The organism is Pseudomonas sp. UBA6315, from assembly GCF_002438125.1.
Taxonomy (GTDB): domain Bacteria; phylum Pseudomonadota; class Gammaproteobacteria; order Pseudomonadales; family Pseudomonadaceae; genus Aquipseudomonas; species Aquipseudomonas faucium.
Genome location: NZ_DJTF01000176.1, coordinates 1 through 16728 on the forward strand (window position 1 = coordinate 1; position 16728 = coordinate 16728).

Annotated in this window: 18 protein-coding genes; 12 read left to right on the plus strand and 6 right to left on the minus strand. The window is 65.8% G+C overall.

Annotation, left to right across the window (positions count from 1 at the left end):
• The first annotated feature begins 125 nt into the window (after positions 1-125).
• The 5 genes from B3E94_RS20455 (at position 126) to B3E94_RS20475 (ending at position 3710) form a co-directional block, all read left to right on the plus strand.
• Positions 126-719 (plus strand): septation protein A, encoded by a 594-nt coding sequence (locus B3E94_RS20455; RefSeq protein ID WP_219824845.1) that lies wholly within the window; start codon positions 126-128, stop codon positions 717-719.
• Between the two features lies 1 nt (position 720).
• Positions 721-1020, plus strand: a complete 300-nt coding sequence (locus B3E94_RS20460) for a YciI family protein (protein ID WP_008091826.1) — start codon at positions 721-723, stop codon at positions 1018-1020.
• Between the two features lie 79 nt (positions 1021-1099).
• Entirely contained in the window at positions 1100-1777 is a 678-nt protein-coding gene (locus tag B3E94_RS20465) for a response regulator transcription factor (RefSeq protein WP_176511321.1), read from the plus strand.
• A 115-nt stretch (positions 1778-1892) separates the two neighbouring features.
• Positions 1893-2309 carry a Spy/CpxP family protein refolding chaperone gene (locus B3E94_RS20470; protein WP_176511322.1) on the plus strand — a complete coding sequence of 139 codons (417 nt, stop codon included), beginning with the start codon at positions 1893-1895 and terminating at the stop codon, positions 2307-2309.
• Positions 2310-2372: 63 nt separating this feature from the next.
• Positions 2373-3710 carry a sensor histidine kinase gene (locus B3E94_RS20475; RefSeq protein ID WP_286914931.1) on the plus strand — a complete coding sequence of 446 codons (1338 nt, stop codon included), beginning with the start codon at positions 2373-2375 and terminating at the stop codon, positions 3708-3710.
• A 114-nt stretch (positions 3711-3824) separates the two neighbouring features.
• Here B3E94_RS20475 and B3E94_RS20480 read toward each other — a convergent pair whose 3' ends face one another.
• Positions 3825-4382, minus strand: a complete 558-nt coding sequence (locus B3E94_RS20480) for an NAD(P)H nitroreductase (RefSeq protein WP_286914932.1) — start codon at positions 4380-4382, stop codon at positions 3825-3827.
• Between the two features lie 102 nt (positions 4383-4484).
• On the opposite strand from B3E94_RS20480, the gene B3E94_RS20485 reads away from it, so the two are divergent.
• A complete protein-coding gene (locus B3E94_RS20485) occupies positions 4485-5939 on the plus strand; it encodes a TrkH family potassium uptake protein (RefSeq protein ID WP_176511325.1) in 1455 nt (484 codons plus the stop codon).
• Here the strand turns inward: B3E94_RS20485 and B3E94_RS20490 are convergent.
• Positions 5896-6960, minus strand: coding sequence for an AraC family transcriptional regulator (locus B3E94_RS20490; RefSeq protein WP_286914933.1), 1065 nt, complete (start codon positions 6958-6960; stop codon positions 5896-5898). The two genes, B3E94_RS20485 and B3E94_RS20490, sit on opposite strands and share 44 nt — an antisense overlap.
• 155 nt (positions 6961-7115) lie before the next feature.
• Between B3E94_RS20490 and B3E94_RS20495 the strand changes: the two genes are divergently transcribed.
• Complete coding sequence (locus tag B3E94_RS20495) at positions 7116-7427, plus strand: DUF962 domain-containing protein (protein ID WP_286914934.1); 312 nt, start codon at positions 7116-7118, stop codon at positions 7425-7427.
• A gap of 6 nt (positions 7428-7433) precedes the next feature.
• Here B3E94_RS20495 and B3E94_RS20500 read toward each other — a convergent pair whose 3' ends face one another.
• Positions 7434-8246, minus strand: a complete 813-nt coding sequence (locus tag B3E94_RS20500; RefSeq protein WP_236238390.1) for a UDP-2,3-diacylglucosamine diphosphatase — start codon at positions 8244-8246, stop codon at positions 7434-7436.
• Between the two features lie 126 nt (positions 8247-8372).
• On the opposite strand from B3E94_RS20500, the gene B3E94_RS20505 reads away from it, so the two are divergent.
• Positions 8373-9146 (plus strand): helix-turn-helix domain-containing protein, encoded by a 774-nt coding sequence (locus B3E94_RS20505; protein WP_286914935.1) that lies wholly within the window; start codon positions 8373-8375, stop codon positions 9144-9146.
• Between the two features lie 159 nt (positions 9147-9305).
• Positions 9306-10196, plus strand: coding sequence for a DMT family transporter (locus B3E94_RS20510; RefSeq protein ID WP_286914936.1), 891 nt, complete (start codon positions 9306-9308; stop codon positions 10194-10196).
• Here the strand turns inward: B3E94_RS20510 and B3E94_RS20515 are convergent, their stop codons facing one another.
• Positions 10197-10478 (minus strand): SelT/SelW/SelH family protein, encoded by a 282-nt coding sequence (locus B3E94_RS20515; RefSeq protein ID WP_236238387.1) that lies wholly within the window; start codon positions 10476-10478, stop codon positions 10197-10199. It abuts the gene before it with no gap.
• Positions 10479-10545: 67 nt separating this feature from the next.
• On the opposite strand from B3E94_RS20515, the gene B3E94_RS20520 reads away from it, so the two are divergent.
• Positions 10546-12732, plus strand: a complete 2187-nt coding sequence (locus B3E94_RS20520; RefSeq protein ID WP_236238386.1) for a patatin-like phospholipase family protein — start codon at positions 10546-10548, stop codon at positions 12730-12732.
• A gap of 66 nt (positions 12733-12798) precedes the next feature.
• On the opposite strand, the gene B3E94_RS20525 is transcribed toward B3E94_RS20520, so the two are convergent.
• Together B3E94_RS20525 and recQ are read right to left on the minus strand one after the other, a co-directional pair.
• Positions 12799-13236 (minus strand): MarR family transcriptional regulator, encoded by a 438-nt coding sequence (locus tag B3E94_RS20525; protein ID WP_176511333.1) that lies wholly within the window; start codon positions 13234-13236, stop codon positions 12799-12801.
• 138 nt (positions 13237-13374) lie between these two features.
• On the minus strand, positions 13375-15519 hold the full coding sequence (gene recQ / locus B3E94_RS20530; protein WP_286914938.1) for a DNA helicase RecQ: 2145 nt from the start codon (positions 15517-15519) through the stop codon (positions 13375-13377).
• A 243-nt stretch (positions 15520-15762) separates the two neighbouring features.
• Between recQ and B3E94_RS20535 the strand changes: the two genes are divergently transcribed.
• A complete protein-coding gene (locus tag B3E94_RS20535) occupies positions 15763-16350 on the plus strand; it encodes a YecA family protein (RefSeq protein WP_176511335.1) in 588 nt (195 codons plus the stop codon).
• A 7-nt stretch (positions 16351-16357) separates the two neighbouring features.
• The gene (locus tag B3E94_RS20540) at positions 16358-16723 is read left to right on the plus strand and encodes a YbaN family protein (protein ID WP_176511336.1); all 366 of its coding nucleotides are present in this window, start codon (positions 16358-16360) and stop codon (positions 16721-16723) included.
• The last annotated feature ends 5 nt before the right edge of the window (positions 16724-16728 follow it).

The following is a 16728-nucleotide window of genomic DNA, read 5'->3' on the forward strand; positions in this document are numbered from 1 at the left end:
CCGTGGGCGACAGGGCGCCGTCGGAGGCCGTGCTGTGACAGTGCAGATCAACATTCATGGAGGAGCGCTTTCGCTGGAATCGATGTTTGTTATTATGCCGTCACATCCCGATTCTGGCTGCCATTGTGAAACAATTCATCGATTTCATCCCGCTGCTGCTGTTCTTCATCGTCTACAAGCTCGACCCACGGCCCCTCGACGTGGCCGGCCACAGCTTCGAGTTCGGCGGCATCTACAGCGCCACGGCGATGCTGATCATCAGTTCGCTGGTGGTGTACGGCGCGCTGTTCCTGCGCCAGCGCAAGCTGGAAAAGGGCCAGTGGCTGACGCTCGTCGCCTGCCTGGTGTTCGGCGGCCTGACCCTGACCTTCCACAGCGAAACCTTCCTCAAGTGGAAGGCGCCGGTGGTCAACTGGCTGTTCGCCCTGGGCTTTGCCGGCAGCCACTTCATCGGCGACCGGGTGCTGATCAAGCGCATCATGGGCCACGCCCTGACCCTGCCCGATGCGGTATGGACGCGCCTGAACCTGGCGTGGATCGTGTTCTTCATCTTCTGCGGCGCCGCCAACCTGTTCGTCGCCTTCACCTTCCAGGCCTTCTGGGTCGACTTCAAGGTGTTCGGCAGCCTGGGCATGACCGTGATCTTCCTGGTGGCGCAAGGCGTGTACCTGTCGCGCCACCTGCACGACGACCCCTCCACCTCCAAGACCAAGGATTGACATGCTCTACGCCATCATCGCCAGCGACGTCGCGAACTCCCTGGAAAAACGCCTGGCCGCGCGCCCGGCGCACATCGAGCGCCTGCAACAGCTCAAGGCCGAAGGCCGCGTGGTGTTGGCCGGCCCGCACCCGGCCATCGACAGCAACGACCCCGGTGAAGCCGGCTTCAGCGGCAGCCTGATCGTCGCCGAATTCGATTCGCTCGCCGCCGCCCAGGCCTGGGCCGATGCCGACCCGTACATCGCCGCAGGCGTTTACGACAAGGTGATCGTCAAGCCTTTCAAGCAAGTCTTGCCGTAATCGATAAAATTTGCGGCGTCTGCTGTATCTTTGCCACTGGCGGACACGTCAGACGCCGTCGATTTGAATTGAGTGAGTCATGAGCGAGCTGTTACTGATTGATGATGACCAGGAACTCTGCGAGCTGCTCGGCAGCTGGCTGACCCAGGAAGGTTTTGCCGTTCGCGCCTGCCACGACGGCCAGAGCGCGCGCCAGGCGCTGGCCGAACATGCGCCGGCAGCCGTGGTACTGGACGTGATGCTGCCCGACGGCAGCGGCCTGGAATTGCTCAAGCAGCTGCGCAGCGAGCATGCCGAACTGCCGGTGCTGATGCTCTCCGCCCGCGGCGAGCCGCTGGACCGCATCCTCGGCCTGGAACTGGGCGCCGACGATTACCTGGCCAAGCCCTGCGACCCTCGTGAGCTCACCGCACGCCTGCGCGCCGTGCTGCGCCGCAGCCACCCGACCGCCACCACCACGCAAGTGGAGATCGGCGACCTGGCCTTCAGCCCGGTCCGTGGCGTGGTCAGCATCGATGGCCGCGAAATGAGCCTGACCCTGTCCGAGAGCCGTATCCTCGAAGCCCTGCTGCGCCAACCCGGCGAGCCGCTAGACAAGCAGGAACTGGCGCAGATCGGCCTGGGCCGCAAGCTGACCCTGTACGATCGCAGCCTGGACATGCACGTGAGCAACCTGCGCAAGAAGATCGGCCCGCATGCCGATGGCCGCCCGCGCATCGTCGCCCTGCGCAGCCGCGGCTATTACTACAGCCTCTGATTGGCCCAGGCCGTCGATCTTTACCGAGCCTTTACCCTCCCCTGACTGCGCCTGACCTTGATCTCCCTAGACTGGGCTCATCCGGTAACCACCGACCTTGGAAAGGAGAGACACCATGCGCAAGACCCTTATCGCCCTGATGTTCGCCGCCGCCCTGCCGACCGTGGCCATGGCCATGCCTGAAGGCGGCCCGCGCCACGACGGCCCGCATCACCGCGGTGATGCGCCTTTCGCCCAGCTGGACCTGAGCCGCGACCAGCGCCAGCAGATCGGCAAGCTGATGGGCGAGCAGATGAAAGACCGCCGCGACATCACCGAGCGCTACCTGGCCAAGCTGCCAGCCGCCGACCAGAAAGCCATGAAGGACGAGCTCAAGGCCAGCCACGACAAGACCGACACCCAGGTCCGCGCGCTGCTCAAGCCCGACCAGCAGAAGAAGTTCGACGAACTGCAGAAAGCGCGTGAAGCACGCAAGGCCGAATGGAAGGAATTCCAGGCCTGGAAAGCTGAAAAAGCCGGCAAGGCCCAGTAAGCTGTCCTTCCCCGATGCCCGGCCCGCCTCCCCAGCGGGCCGGGCTTTTCCCGTTTACAGGAGGTGCTCTTGCGTTCTCTGTTCTGGCGCATCCTGGCGAGCTTCTGGCTGGCCATCACCCTGGTTGCCGGCCTGTCGATCCTGCTCGGCCACATGCTCAACCAGGACGCCTGGATCCTCAGCCGCCACCCGGGCCTCAATACCCTGGCCAGCCATTGGGCCAAGCACTACGAACAAGAGGGCGTGGAGGCGTCCCAGGCATTCCTGGAGCGGCGCAAGGAGCGCTACAAGATCGACGTGCAGGTGCTCGACGACGGCGGCGCGGCCATTGTGCCCGGCACCTTCCCGCGCCGCGCGGCAGCCTTCGAGGCGCGCCAGCACAATGACCAGCGCCGCCTGCCGTGGCGCCGCCTGACCGAGGAATACACCAGCCCCGAGAGCGGTGAAACCTACCTGCTGATCTACCGCATCCCCCACCCCGAACTGGACGCCTGGCACCGCGAAAGCCTGCTCTGGCCGCTGAGTGCGCTGGGCATCGCGCTGGTGGTCCTGACCCTGTTCAGCCTGCTGGTGACCTTGTCCATCACCCGCCCCCTGAGCCGCCTGCGCGGCGCCGTGCACGACCTGGGCCAGGCCACGTACCAGCAGAACAGCCTGGCGCGCCTGGCCGCCCGGCGTGACGAGTTCGGCGTGCTGGCCAAGGACTTCAACAAGATGGGCGCCCGCCTGCAGAGCCTGATCGGCAGCCAGCGCCAGTTGCTGCGCGACGTGTCCCACGAATTGCGCTCGCCCCTGGCCCGCCTGCGTATCGCCCTGGCCCTGGCCGAACGGGCCGAGGCCGAGCAACGCCAGGCGCTGTGGCCGCGCCTGACCCGTGAGTGCGACCGCCTGGAAGACCTGATCAGCGAGATTCTGACCCTGGCCCGGGTCGATGCCGAACAGGCCCATGCCGAACCTGTCGACCTCAACGCCTTGCTCGGCAGCGTGCGCAAGGATGCCCAGCTCAGCGCGCCGGAGCAGGAGGTGAAGCTCGAGGCCCAGCCGGGCTTGACCTTGCAGGGCTGGCCGACGCTGATCGAGCGCGCGCTGGACAACCTGCTGCGCAATGCCTTGCGCTTCAACCCTGCCGGGCAGCCGATCGAGATTCGCGCCGGGCGCGAGGAAGGCCGGATCGTGGTGAGCGTGCGTGACCATGGGCCGGGGGTGGCGGCGGAGCACCTGGCGCAGTTGGGTGAGCCGTTCTTCCGCGCCCCGGGGCAGGAAGCGGCGGGGCATGGCCTGGGGCTGGCGATTGCGCGCAAGGCGGCGGAGCGCCATGGCGGTAGCCTGGTGCTGGCCAATCATCCACAGGGTGGGTTTGTTGCCCGGCTGGAGTTGCCTGTGACGGTTACGACCATTTGATGGCTAGTGGCGGCTGCTGCGCAGCCCATCGTCGGCAAGCTGGCTCCCACAGGTACAACGCTGGCCATGTGGGAGCCGGCTTGCCGACGATGGGCCGCGCAGCGGCCGCATGCATCACTCGCCCCAGGCGCTGACGAACTCTGCAGTTTCCAGCACCGGCGCGGTGCGCGGCTCGGCCATCGGCGTGCCGACATACAGATAACCGATCACTTCCTCGTTCTCGGCCATGCCCAGGCCCTTGTGCACAAAGGCATCGAAGGCCATGTCGCCGGTACGCCATACCGCGCCGATGCCCTGGGCATGGGCGGCGATGAGGATGCCATGCGCCGCGCAGCCCGCTGCCAGGCGCTGCTCCGACTTGGGCACCTTGAAGTGGTCCTGCAGCTTGGCGATCACCACGATCAGCAACGGCGCACGCAACGGCATCGCACGTGCCTTGTCCAGCGCAGCCTGGCTGGCCTCGCCCTTGTTTTGCAGCGCCTGGGCGAACAGCTCCCCGAGTTGCTCGCGGCCCTGGCCTTCGATGGTCAGGAAGCGCCACGGCCGCAGCTGGCCATGGTCGGGCGCGCGCAGTGCGGCCTGAAACAGCGCCTCGCGCTGGGCGGCATTGGGCGCCGGTTCAGTCAGGCGTGGCACGGAAACACGGTTGAGCAATGCGTCGAGAGCCTCCATCGGCTACCCTCCTGGCAGGTAAATGTGCGGCCATTCTAGCGTTTACATCACCAGACCCATAGGTAGAATGGCGCCCTTCCGTTCAGAGTCAGAGCAGATCACATGGCGTTGCCGACCTTAAGGATCATTGGTTTCATCATCGGCATCTTCCTCATCACCCTGGCAGTCAGCATGGTCGTACCCATGGCGACCCTGGTGATCTTCGAGCGCACCGGCGACATGCCGTCGTTCCTCTGGTCGAGCCTGATCACCTTCATCGCCGGCCTGGCCATGGTCCTGCAGGGCCGCCCCGAGCATGTGCACCTGCGCCCGCGCGACATGTACCTGCTTACCGTCAGCAGCTGGCTGGTGGTGTGCGTGTTCGCCGCCCTGCCGTTCCTGTTGACCCAGCACATCAGCTACACCGACGCCTTCTTCGAAAGCATGTCCGGCATCACCGCCACCGGCGCCACCGTGCTCAGCGGGCTCGACAGCATGTCGCCGGGCATCCTCATGTGGCGCTCGATGCTGCACTGGCTCGGCGGCATCGGCTTCATCGCCATGGCGGTGGCGATCCTGCCGCTGCTGCGCATCGGTGGCATGCGCCTGTTCCAGACCGAATCGTCGGACCGCTCGGAAAAGGTCATGCCCCGTTCGCACATGGTCGCCAAGTCGATCGTCGGGGTGTACGTCGGTTTTTCGGTGCTCGGCGCCCTGGCCTTCTGGTGGGCCGGCATGAGCCCGTTCGATGCCATCAACCATGCCATGTCGGCGATCTCCACCGGCGGCTTCTCGACCTCGGACCAGTCCCTGGCCAAATGGGACATCCCGGCGGTGCACTGGGTGGCGGTGGTGGTCATGATCCTCGGCAGCCTGCCGTTCACCCTGTATGTGGCCACCCTGCGCGGCAACCGCAAGGCACTGATCCGCGACCAGCAGGTGCAAGGGCTGCTTGGCCTGCTGGTGGTCACCTGGCTGGTGCTGGGCACCTGGTACTGGGCAACCACCAACCTGCACTGGCTGGATGCCTTGCGCCACGTGGCGCTGAACGTGACCTCGGTGGTCACCACCACCGGCTTCGCCCTGGGCGACTACAGCCTGTGGGGCAACTTCTCGCTGATGCTGTTCTTCTACCTGGGCTTCGTTGGCGGCTGCTCCGGCTCAACTGCCGGCGGCATCAAGATCTTCCGCTTCCAAGTGGCCTACATCCTGCTCAAGGCCAGCTTGAACCAGTTGATTCACCCGCGCGCGGTGATCAAGCAGAAGTACAACGGCCACCGCCTCGACGAAGAGATCGTGCGTTCGATCCTGACCTTCTCGTTCTTCTTCGCCATCACCATTTGCGTCATGGCCTTGCTGCTGTCGCTGCTGGGCGTGGACTGGATGACCGCACTGACCGGCGCCGCCGGCACCGTTTCGGGCGTGGGCCCGGGCCTGGGCGAGGTGATCGGCCCGTCCGGCAACTATGCCTCGCTGCCGGACGCGGCCAAGTGGATCCTGGCCAGCGGCATGCTGCTCGGGCGCCTGGAGATCATCACCGTGCTGGTGTTATGTATGCCGGCGTTCTGGCGTCATTGAGCACCACCGCTTCCGCCCCGCCCAGGCGCGCGCGGTACTCGCTGGGGGTCACATCGAACCAGCGGCGGAAGGCCCGGTAGAAGTTGCTGGGGTCGGCAAAGCCCAGCAGGTAGGCGGTTTCCAGCAGGGTCATGCCCGGTTGCGCGAGGTATTGCTCGGCAAGCTCGCGGCGGGTGTCATCCAGCAGCGCCTGGAAGCTCGTGCCCTCCTCCTGCAGGCGCCGCTGCAAGGTGCGCTGGGACAGGTGCAGGGCCTGAGCCAGGGTTTCACGCTTGGGCTCGCCCTGGGGCAGGATGCGGCACAGTACCTGGCGCACGCGGTGGGTGACCCGGCTTTCGGAAAACCGCGCCAGGTACTCGCCGGCAAAGCGATCGTGCAGCACCGCCATGGCTTCGTTGGCCGTGGGCAGCGGCGCTTCCATGTCGGCGCGTTCGAAGATCAGCGCATCATGAACGGCGCCGAACACCAGAGGTGAATGGAACGCTACCTTGTAAGGCTCGATGTTTTTCGGTTGCGGGCCCTGGATCAGCACCCGCCGGGGCTGAATGGGGCGGCCGCTGAGCCACTTGCTCAGGGCCAGCGCACACGCCAGCGAGGCCTCCGAGCTGTGCCGGGTCGGCGGCAGGTGGTCGCCATGCACGGTAAGAATCAGCGAGTAGCCTTCAGGCCCCAGGCGAAAGCTCAGGTCGGAGCTTTCGGCAATGATGCGCTGGTAGCGCACCAGCCGCTCGAAGCCTTCGGCCAGGGTGCGGCTGGACATCAGCGCATAGCCCACCACATGGAACGAGGCCGGCCGCACCACCCGCGCCATATTCAGGCCGATGGCTTCATTGCCGGACAACTCCACCGCCAACTGCCACAGGCGGGTCATGGAGTCTTGCGGAAACCGTGCGTCGGGGTCGTCGAGGGCGGCAAAGTCGAGCCCTAGCTGCTTGAACATGGCACGGCAATCGAGCCCTTCCAGCTCGAGTGCCTTGACGATCCCTGATGCCCAGCTGGCTGACGTGGTTCTCTCACTCATGACAGGCTTCTTATGCTCTGACCGCATCATGCGGTGAACCTAAGGATACTCATTTGGCGCCCATTGTCACTGGCCGGCTCCGCCAGTGACTCTAGACTCGATTCAGGCTCCACGCCGTGTATCCTGTCAAAAAGTGATAATCCCGGAGCATTGCGATGAACAGCAGCGCGCAGTACCGCAGTTTTGCCGAGTTCTATCCCTATTACCTGGGCGAGCACAGCAACCCCACCTGCCGGCGCCTGCACTTCGTCGGCACCAGCCTGGTCATTGCCCTGCTGGCCTATACCATCGGCAGCGGCAAGTGGCTGCTGCTGCTCGCCGTGCCGCTGTTCGGCTATGGATTTGCCTGGGTCGGGCACTTCTTCTTCGAGAAGAACCGGCCGGCCACCTTCAAGCATCCGCTGTACAGCCTGATCGGCGATTTCGCCATGTTCCGCGACATCCTGCTGGGCAGGATCAGCCTCTAGCGCGCCTCAGGCAGGCTCACGCAGCGCGGCGGCCTGCTCGGCCAGCCGCGCCTGGGCATCGGCCAGCCGGTACAACTCGATGCTACCGTCCCAGTGCTCGATCAGCGCCGTGCACGACTCCACCCAATCGCCACAGTTGAGGTACTCCACCTCGCCGACCTTGCGGATTTCGGCATGGTGGATATGCCCGCACACCACCCCCTGAAAGCCGCGGCGGGTACATTCGTGGGCAATGGCATCCTCGAAATCGCTGATGAAGTTCACCGCACCCTTGACCTTGTGCTTGAGGTACGCCGACAGCGACCAGTAGCCATAGCCGTAGCGCGCTCGCCAATGGTTGAGCCAGCGGTTGAGCACCAGGGTGAATTCGTAGGCGCGGTCGCCAAGAAAGGCCAGCCAGCGGTGGTAGCGGGTGATGACATCGAACTGATCGCCATGGATCACCAGCAGCCGCCGGCCATCGGCCGTGAGGTGCTCGGCCTCGTCCACCAGCTGGATGTTGCCCAGAATCAGCTTGGAATAGCGGCGCAGGAATTCGTCATGGTTGCCGGTGACGTAGATCACCTCGGTGCCGCGCTTGCTCATGGTCAAAAGCCTGCGGATGACGTTGGTGTGCGCTTGCGGCCAGAAGATGCCGCCGCGCAGTTTCCAGCCGTCGATGATGTCGCCGACCAGGTAGATGCGGTCGGCCTGGTAGCCCTTGAGAAACTGCGACAGGTGCTCGGCCTGGCAGTCGCGGGTGCCCAGGTGCACATCGGAAATCCACAACGTGCGCACGCGCTGCTTGCGCGAGGGGCGGGAGAGTTCGGCGTGGGTCATGGGCGGGCTCCGGCGCTGTTTGCTGGAGACTGGCAGGCGCAGATGACAGGTTGGTGGCAGCCATGTGACGGGTGATGGGGCGTGAGGATTGGGGCACAATGGTCGCCTGCCCCGCGAGGACGCCCCATGACCGCCGGCCCGATACTTTCCCTGCGCCACTACCGCCACGACCTGATCGCCCACAGCCACGAACACCCGCAACTGGTGTTCGGCCTGGGTGGCCGCCTGGACTTCGAAGTGCAGGGCCATGAGGCGCGGCTCGACCGCCAGCGCCTGATGGTGGTGCCCGCCGGCACCCATCACAGCTGCGGCAGCGAAACCGGCAGCCACTGCCTGGTGCTCGATGTGCCGGGCGAGCATTGGCTGCTCGAGCAACTGGGTGAGCACGCCGATGCCAGCCGGCGCCTGCTCGACCGCCCTGCGGCCCTGGGCCTGGACAACCGCCAGCAGCAACTGGTGGATTGGCTGGCCAACAGCCCGGTCGACGACCCCTTGATTGCCCGGCAGGGTGCAGTGCTGCTGCTGGCCAGCCTCAGCCCCACGGCTTCGGCCATTGTCACGCCCAGCCAGCGCCTGCCCTATGCCGCGTTCGACCGCTACATCGAGCAGCAGGCGGCGTACCCCCTGCAGGTCGCTGACCTGGCGCGCATCGCCGGGCTGTCCACTGCGCGGCTGCATGCGCGCTTCAGCGCCGAATGCGGGGTAACGCCGATGGACTACATTCGCCAGCGGCGGTTGCTCAAGGCGCGGGAGCTGGTCACCGGCACGGCGCTGCCGCTGGGGGAGATCGCCGCGCAGGTGGGGTACGGCTCGCAGAGCGCGTTTTCGGCGGCGATGCTGCGGGCATTCGGCTGCACGCCGCTGGCGTTGCGGCGAGAGTCTGGCGACAACGGGCGCTAGGTTGGCGACAGATGTTGTTTGCCTGAGCTTTTACACTGTGCCTGTACCGGCCCTATCGCCGGCAAGCCGGCTCCCACAGATGCTTAGCAGACTGTACCTGTGGGAGCCGGCTTGCCGGCGATAGGGCCCGCAACTCCAACGAAGATCGCAAGGACCACCATGAACCACCGCACCGCCCTCGGGGCCCTGCACATCGGCGCACTGTTCTTCGGCCTGACCGGCGTGTTCGGCAAGCTCGCCGCCAGCGCCAGCCCGGCCATCATCGTCTTCGGCCGCGCCGCCTTCGCCGTGCTTGCCCTGGCCCTGTTCGCCAGCTTCACCGGCCCCGGCTGGCAGCGCCTGAGCGGGCGCGACATGCGCCGCCTGTTGCTGGGCGGGGTATTGCTGGCCGGCCACTGGGTCAGCTTCTTCATCGCCGTCAAGGTCGCCGGCGTGGCCATCGCCACCCTCGGCTTCGCCAGCTTCCCGGCGTTCACCGTGATTCTCGAAGGCGTGCTGTTTCGCGAACGCATCCGCCGCAACGAAGCCTTGCTGGTACTGCTGGTGAGCATCGGCCTGGTGCTGGTGACGCCCTCCTTCGACCTGGCCAGCGAGGCTACCGGCGGCCTGCTCTGGGCCCTGCTCTCGGGCTTGCTGTTCTCGCTGCTGTCACTGACCAACCGCGCCGGCTCCGGCCGCCTGCCCGCGGTGCAGGCGGCGCTGTGGCAAAACCTGGTGGTCGGCCTGTGCCTGCTGCCGGTGGCCGCGCCGGGCCTGGCGGCGGTGGCGCCCATGGACTGGCTGTGGATCGGCCTGCTCGGCATCTTCTGCACCGGAGTCGCCCACAGCCTGTTCGTCGCCAGCCTGGCTGTGATCAAGGCGCGCACCGCCGCCGTGGTGTTCGGCATGGAGCCGGTCTATGGCATCGCCGTGGCCTGGGTGGTGTTCGCCGAAACGCCCACCCTGCGCATGCTGGCGGGTGGGGCTTTGATCATCTTCGCCATCGTGCTGTCCAGCCGCCTGGCGGCCGAGCCGCCGAGCAAACCGCGGGCCCTGGCCGAAGGCGCCTGATCAGCGGTCGTTGTGGCCCAGGTCGCGCTGAGGGTCGATCTGGTCACGCACCCGCTGCTTGAGCACCTTGGCCTCGGGGAAGCCGCCGTCGGCCTTGCGCTCCCAGATCTGCACGCCTTGGCAGGTGATGCGAAACACACCGCCGGTGCCAGGCTCCAGGGCCACCCGGCCAAGGTCGTCGGCAAAGGTGCTCAGCAGTTCCTGGGCCAGCCAGGCCGCGCGCAGCAGCCACTGGCACTGGGTGCAATAGGTGATGACAATTTCTGGCTTGCTATCGGCCATGGCCAAGTCTCCTGAGGTATGGGGCCGCTTATACTAGCGGTCTTTGGCCCAGGGTTTGAGACTCACGATGCACCGCCTGCTGTTCTGCCTTTTGCTGACGCTCACCTCCATGACCGCGCTCGCCGCCGAGCCCGCCCGCCCCAAGGTCGGGCTGGTGCTCTCCGGCGGCGCGGCGCGGGGCCTGGCCCATATTGGCGTGCTCAAGGCCCTGGAAGAACAGGGCGTGCGCATCGACGCCATCGCCGGCACCAGCATGGGTGCAGTGGTTGGCGGGCTGTATGCCTCCGGCTACAGCGTCGAGGAGCTGGAAAAGCTCGCCACCACCCTGGACTGGCAACAGGCGCTGTCCGACGCCCCGCCACGCAAGGATGTGCCGTTCCGGCGCAAGCAGGATGACCGCGACTTTCTGGTCAAGCAGAAGCTGAGCTTTCGCGATGACGGCAGCCTGGGCCTGCCGCTGGGCGTGATCCAGGGCCAGAACCTGGCGCTGCTGCTGGAAAGCAAGCTGGCCCACACCGCCGACACCCGCGACTTCGACAAGCTGCCGATCCCCTTTCGCGCCGTGGCCACCGACATCGCCAGCGGCGAAAAGGTGGTGTTCAGCCGCGGCCACCTGCCCCAGGTGATCCGCGCCAGCATGTCGATCCCCGCGGTGTTCGCCCCGGTCGAACTGGACGGCCGGCTGCTGGTGGACGGCGGCATGGTCGACAACATCCCGGTGGACGTGGCCCGCGAGATGGGCGTCGACCTGGCCATCGTGGTCGATATCGGCACCCCGTTGCGCGATCGCAAGCAACTGGCCACGGTGGTCGATGTGCTCAACCAGTCGATCACCCTGATGACCCGGCGCAACTCCGAGGAACAACTGGCCAGCCTGCACCGCGACGATATCCTGATCCAACCGCAGCTGGCGGCCTTTGGCGTCACCGATTTCGGCCGCGCCCAGGACATGATCGACGCCGGCTACCGCGCAGCGCGCCTGCTCGAGCCGCGCCTGGCTGCGCTGCGCCAACCCGAGGGCGATGCCGAGCTGGCAGTGGCCCGCTCACCGCGCCAGCGCACCCCGGTGATTACCGCGATCCGGGTGGAAAACGACTCCAAGGTCAGCGACGATGTGATCCGCTACTACATTCGCCAGCCGATCGGCGAGCCGCTGGAGCTCGACCGCCTGCAGACCGACATGGGTACCCTGTATGGCCTGGACTACTTCGACCGGGTGCAGTACCGCGTGGTGCACAAGGGCGAGGACAACACCCTGGTGATCAACGCCCGCGGCAAACGTGGCGGCACCGACTACCTGCGCCTGGGCCTGAACCTGTCGGATGACCTGCGCGGCGACAGCGCCTTCAACCTCGGCGCCAGCTACCGGGTCAACGGCATCAACCGGCTCGGCGCCGAGTGGCTCACGCGCGCGCAGATCGGTGACCAGCAGGAGCTGTACAGCGAGTTCTACCAGCCGCTGGACGTGGGCTCGCGCTATTTCATCGCGCCCTACCTGGACTTCAGCTCGCAGAACATCGAAGCGACCCTGGACAACGACCCGGTCGCCGAATACCGGCTGGAGCGCTATGGCTTTGGCCTCAACCTGGGCCGGCAGATCGGCACCTACGGCGAAGTGCGCCTGGGCGCGGGCAAGGCCTGGGGGGAGGCCGAGGTGCGCATCGGCGACCAGGATCTGCCGAAAGTCAGCTTCAACGAGGGCTTCTACGAGCTCAAGTACTCGTTCGACACCCTCGACAACGTGTACTTCCCGCACAGCGGCGAAGACATCGGCCTGACCTTGCGCAAGTACGACAAGTCGCTGGACTCCGACGACAACTACCGCCAGTGGCTGCTCAACCTGGACAAGGCGTTCAGCTACGGGCCGAACACCTGGGTGCTGGGCGGGCGCTACGGGCGCACGCTGGATGCCACCGAAGTGGTCACTTCGAGCTTCGTGATTGGCGGCGCGCGTGAGCTGTCGGGGTTCAGGCAGGACTCGGTGTCAGGGCAGAACGTGAGCCTGCTGCGCATGGTCTATTACCGGCGCCTGACGCCACGGGCCTACCTGCCGCTGGACTTCCCGCTGTACATCGGCGGGTCGCTGGAGCGCGGGCGGGCGTGGAACAACGACAATGAGTTCGACAGTGGGTATATCAATGCAGCCAGCGTCTTCCTGGGGCTGGAGACGCCGTTGGGGCCGCTGAACCTGAGTTATGGCGCCAACAGTGCGCATGAGCAGGCGGTGTACCTGAACCTGGGGCATACCTTCTAGGCCGCAATCGCCGGCAAGCCGGCTCCCACAGGGTTTGCTGCAAACCTTGTGGGCGCCCTCGGTAATTCAGGATTTTTCCAGGTTGGCCAGAATCTTCGCATGCACGCGCATGCACACTTCGAGGTCCGCCTCATCCACCCCGGTAAACAGCTCCAGGCGCAAGGCATTGGCGATGGTCTCGATCTGCTCGATCAACGGCTTGGCCGGCGGGCACAGGAGGATCTTCTTGGCCCGGCGGTCTTCCATCACCGCCTGGCGTCGCACCAGGCCCTGGTTCTCCAGGCTGTCGAGCAGGCGCGCCAGGGTCGGGCCTTCGACGCCGACGCTCTGGGCCAGCTCACGCTGGGTCGGCGCCTCTTCGAAACGGGCAAGATGCAACAACACCAGCCAGCGCGCCTGGGACAGGTTGAGCCCGGCCAGGCGGCGGTCCAGCTCGGCGCGCCAGCCCCGGGACATCTGGGCCAGCTGCATGCCGAAGCGGTGTTGGTTGTCGGTCAGGGGCATAAGCAACTCATGAACTAGAACTAATTATTAGTCAGCTAACCATGTCCCGTGGCATCAAGCAAGGCTGCCCGCCGCGCAAACGATCCCTATTCGTCAAAAAGGATGACAAAGGTCAGCAGATGTCCGAAATGTCTTCAATTACAGCTCGAACTCCGCTGCCAATGCTGCGCGAATGCAGTACAGCACGCCTTCTGGAACCCGCGCGCCGAACAACGGGGCAATCGCCGATACCGGCGGCAGCTCCCCTTCGCCGTCGAGGAAGGCGTCCTGCACCTCCATCATCAGGTCTTCCGGCAGGTCCAGTGCCTGGTCCAGGCTCAGCTCCTGGCGGCCAATGGCTTCGGCCAGCAGGCTGTAGACGTTCTTCTCGCTGCAGTTGAGCTGGCCGGCGATCTGCGCCGGGGTCATGCCGGCACGGGCCAGGCTGACCAGTTCGTGGCGCAGGTCGAGCACCACTTTCGGCGCCTCCTCGGTGCCACCGGCGCCATTGAGCACTTCGAGGAAGGCCTGGCCGTAGCGCTCCAGCTTGCGCGCACCCACGCCACTGACCTGGGCCATGTCGCTGAGGCTGGTCGGCTGGCTGCGCAGCATCTCCAGCAAGGTGGAGTCGGGGAAGATGACGTAGGGCGGCACGCTGTGCTCCTCGGCCAGCTTGCGGCGCAAGGTGCGCAGGGCTTCCCACAGTTCGCGTTCCTCGGCGCGCACCAGCTGGCTGGCCGGGCTGCCGCCGCTGGAAGAGGTCTTGGCCACGGTCTGCGGCTTGAGGTCGCGACGCAGCTGCAGGGCCACCTCGCCACGCAGCAGCGGCCGGCAGCTGTCGGCCAGGCGCAGGCCGCCGTAGCCTTCCAGGTCGATGTCCACCAGGCCGCGCGCCACCAGCTGGCGGAACAGCGAACGCCATTCGGCCTCGGCCAGCGACTTGCCCACGCCGAATACCGAAAGCTTCTCGTGGCCGAAGTTGCGCACCTTTTCGGTGTCCTTGCCCAGCAGCACATCGACCAGGTGGCCCACGCCATAGCGCTGGCCGGTGCGGAACACCGCCGACAGGGCCTGGCGCGCAGGCTCGGTGGCGTCCCAGGTCTGGACCTGGTCGACGCAGTTGTCGCAATGCCCGCAGGGTTGCTCGAGCACTTCGTCGAAATAGGCCAGTAGCGACTGGCGCCGGCAACGCGTCTCTTCGCACAGTGCCAGCATGGCGTCGAGCTTGTGCTGCTCGACGCGCTTGTGGCGCTCGTCGCCCTCGGAGTTCTGCAGCATCTGCTTGAGCATCACCATGTCCTGCAGGCCGTAGGCCATCCAGGCGTCGGACGGCAGGCCGTCACGGCCGGCGCGGCCGGTTTCCTGGTAATAGGCTTCCAGCGACTTGGGCAGGTCGAGGTGGGCGACGAAGCGCACGTTGGGCTTGTCGATGCCCATGCCGAAGGCAATGGTCGCGACCATGATCAGCCCTTCCTCGTTGAGGAAGCGGTGCTGGTTGGCGGCCCGCGTTTCGGCGGCCAGGCCGGCGTGATACGGCAGCGCCGGGAAGCCCTGCTCGCAAAGGAAGGCCGCGGTCTCGTCGACCTTCTTGCGCGATAGGCAATAGACGATGCCGGCGTTGCCACGGCGCTCGCCGAGGAAGGCCATCAACTGCTTGCGCGGCGCCTCCTTGGGCACGATGCGGTAGAAGATGTTCGGCCGGTCGAAGCTCGACAGGAAACGCTCGGCGCCCTGCAGGTGCAGGCGCTGGACGATTTCTTCGCGGGTACGCATGTCGGCGGTGGCGGTCAGGGCGATGCGCGGCACATGCGGGAACAGCACGGCCAGTTGGCCGAGCTGCAGGTATTCAGGGCGGAAGTCGTGGCCCCATTGCGACACGCAGTGGGCCTCGTCGATGGCGAACAGGGCGATGTCCAGCCCGCGCAGGAACTCCAGCATGCGCGGCTGCACCAGGCGCTCCGGCGCCAGGTACAGCATCTTCACCTCGCCACGGCGCAGGCGGGCGGCCAGGTCGCGCTGCTGTTCGGCGCTCAGGGTCGAGTTCAGCGCCGCGGCGGCAACGCCCAGCTCGTCGAGGGTGGCGACCTGGTCGTCCATCAGCGCGATCAGCGGCGAGACCACCACGGTCAGCCCCGGGCGCAGCAACCCCGGCACCTGGAAGCACAGCGACTTGCCGCCACCGGTAGGCATCAGCACCAGGGCGTCGCCGCCGCTGGCCACGCATTCGATAATCGCTGCCTGGCGCCCACGGAAACTGTCGTAGCCGAAGATATCCTTGAGAACGCGCTGAGCCTGTTCGAGCATGTGCAACTCCAAATCGCCGTACCATCCTGGACACAGGCTGGACGAAAAAACCGCTCCGCACACGCCAAATGCGTAAGCGGCTTTTGCCAGATGGCCGGGAAACCCTGCCCCTGCATGAAAATCGCGGAGTATACCGCAGAGCCGCTTGGCGCAGGATGCCCGGGTGACAGACGTTCCCTTTGCACCGCCGTCGCCGCAAGGTGCTAGAATTCACTATCGTTTATTCCCCAAGGTAGCCCTGTAATGTCCTTCGCCGAGCAACTGACCCGCCTGCAAGCCTTCCTCGACGCCGATGAGCTGCACGAAGAAGCGCTGGACTACGTCGCCGCCCACGGCTACCTGACCGCGCTGTCGATCTGCTCGGAAGACGTCCCCGAGCGTGAATGGATCGACGCGCTGTTCGCCGAAGAGCCCCATTACGCCAGCGATGCCCAGCGCACCGAAATCGAAGCGACCCTGGTAGCGCTCAAGGGCCACATCGCCCGCCAGCTCGCCAGCGACGAAGAATTCGACCTGCCCTGCGAGCTGGACCTGACCGAAGAACCGGACGATTCCGACCTGCGCGGCTGGTGCATCGGTTTCATGGAAGGCGTGTTCCTGCGCGAGGAAGCCTGGTTCGAGAACGCCGAAGAGGAAGTCAGCGAGATGCTGCTGCCGATCATGGTCGGTTCGGGCCTGTTCGACGAACAGCCAGAGTTCGCCGACATCGCCAGCAACGCCAACTTGCAGGACGACATGATCGTGCAGATTCCGGAGGCGCTGAGCGCGCTGTTCCTGCTGCTGCACGCCCCTGAAGAGAAGCCGGCGCTGCTCAAGCCACGCCACCACTGAGCCCGCCGTGCGCTACCTGTTGCTGGCCATCGGCTGGCTCAGCGTCGCGCTGGGGGTGTTGGGGATCTTCCTGCCGGTGTTGCCCACCACCCCTTTCCTGCTGCTGGCGGCCGCCTGCTTCGCCCGCAGCTCGCCACGCTTTCACCATTGGCTGGTCAATCACCCGAAGCTCGGGCCGTGGATTGGTGACTACCTCAGTGGCGAAGGTATCCCGCTCAAGGGCAAGGTCTACGCCATCGGCCTGATGTGGGCGAGCATCGGCCTGTCGTGCTACCTGGTGCCGCTGTTCTGGGCGCGGGCCTTCATGCTCACCAGCGCGGTGCTGGTGAGCCTGTACATCCTCAGGCAGAAGACCTTGCGCAGGCCTGGCTGATCAGC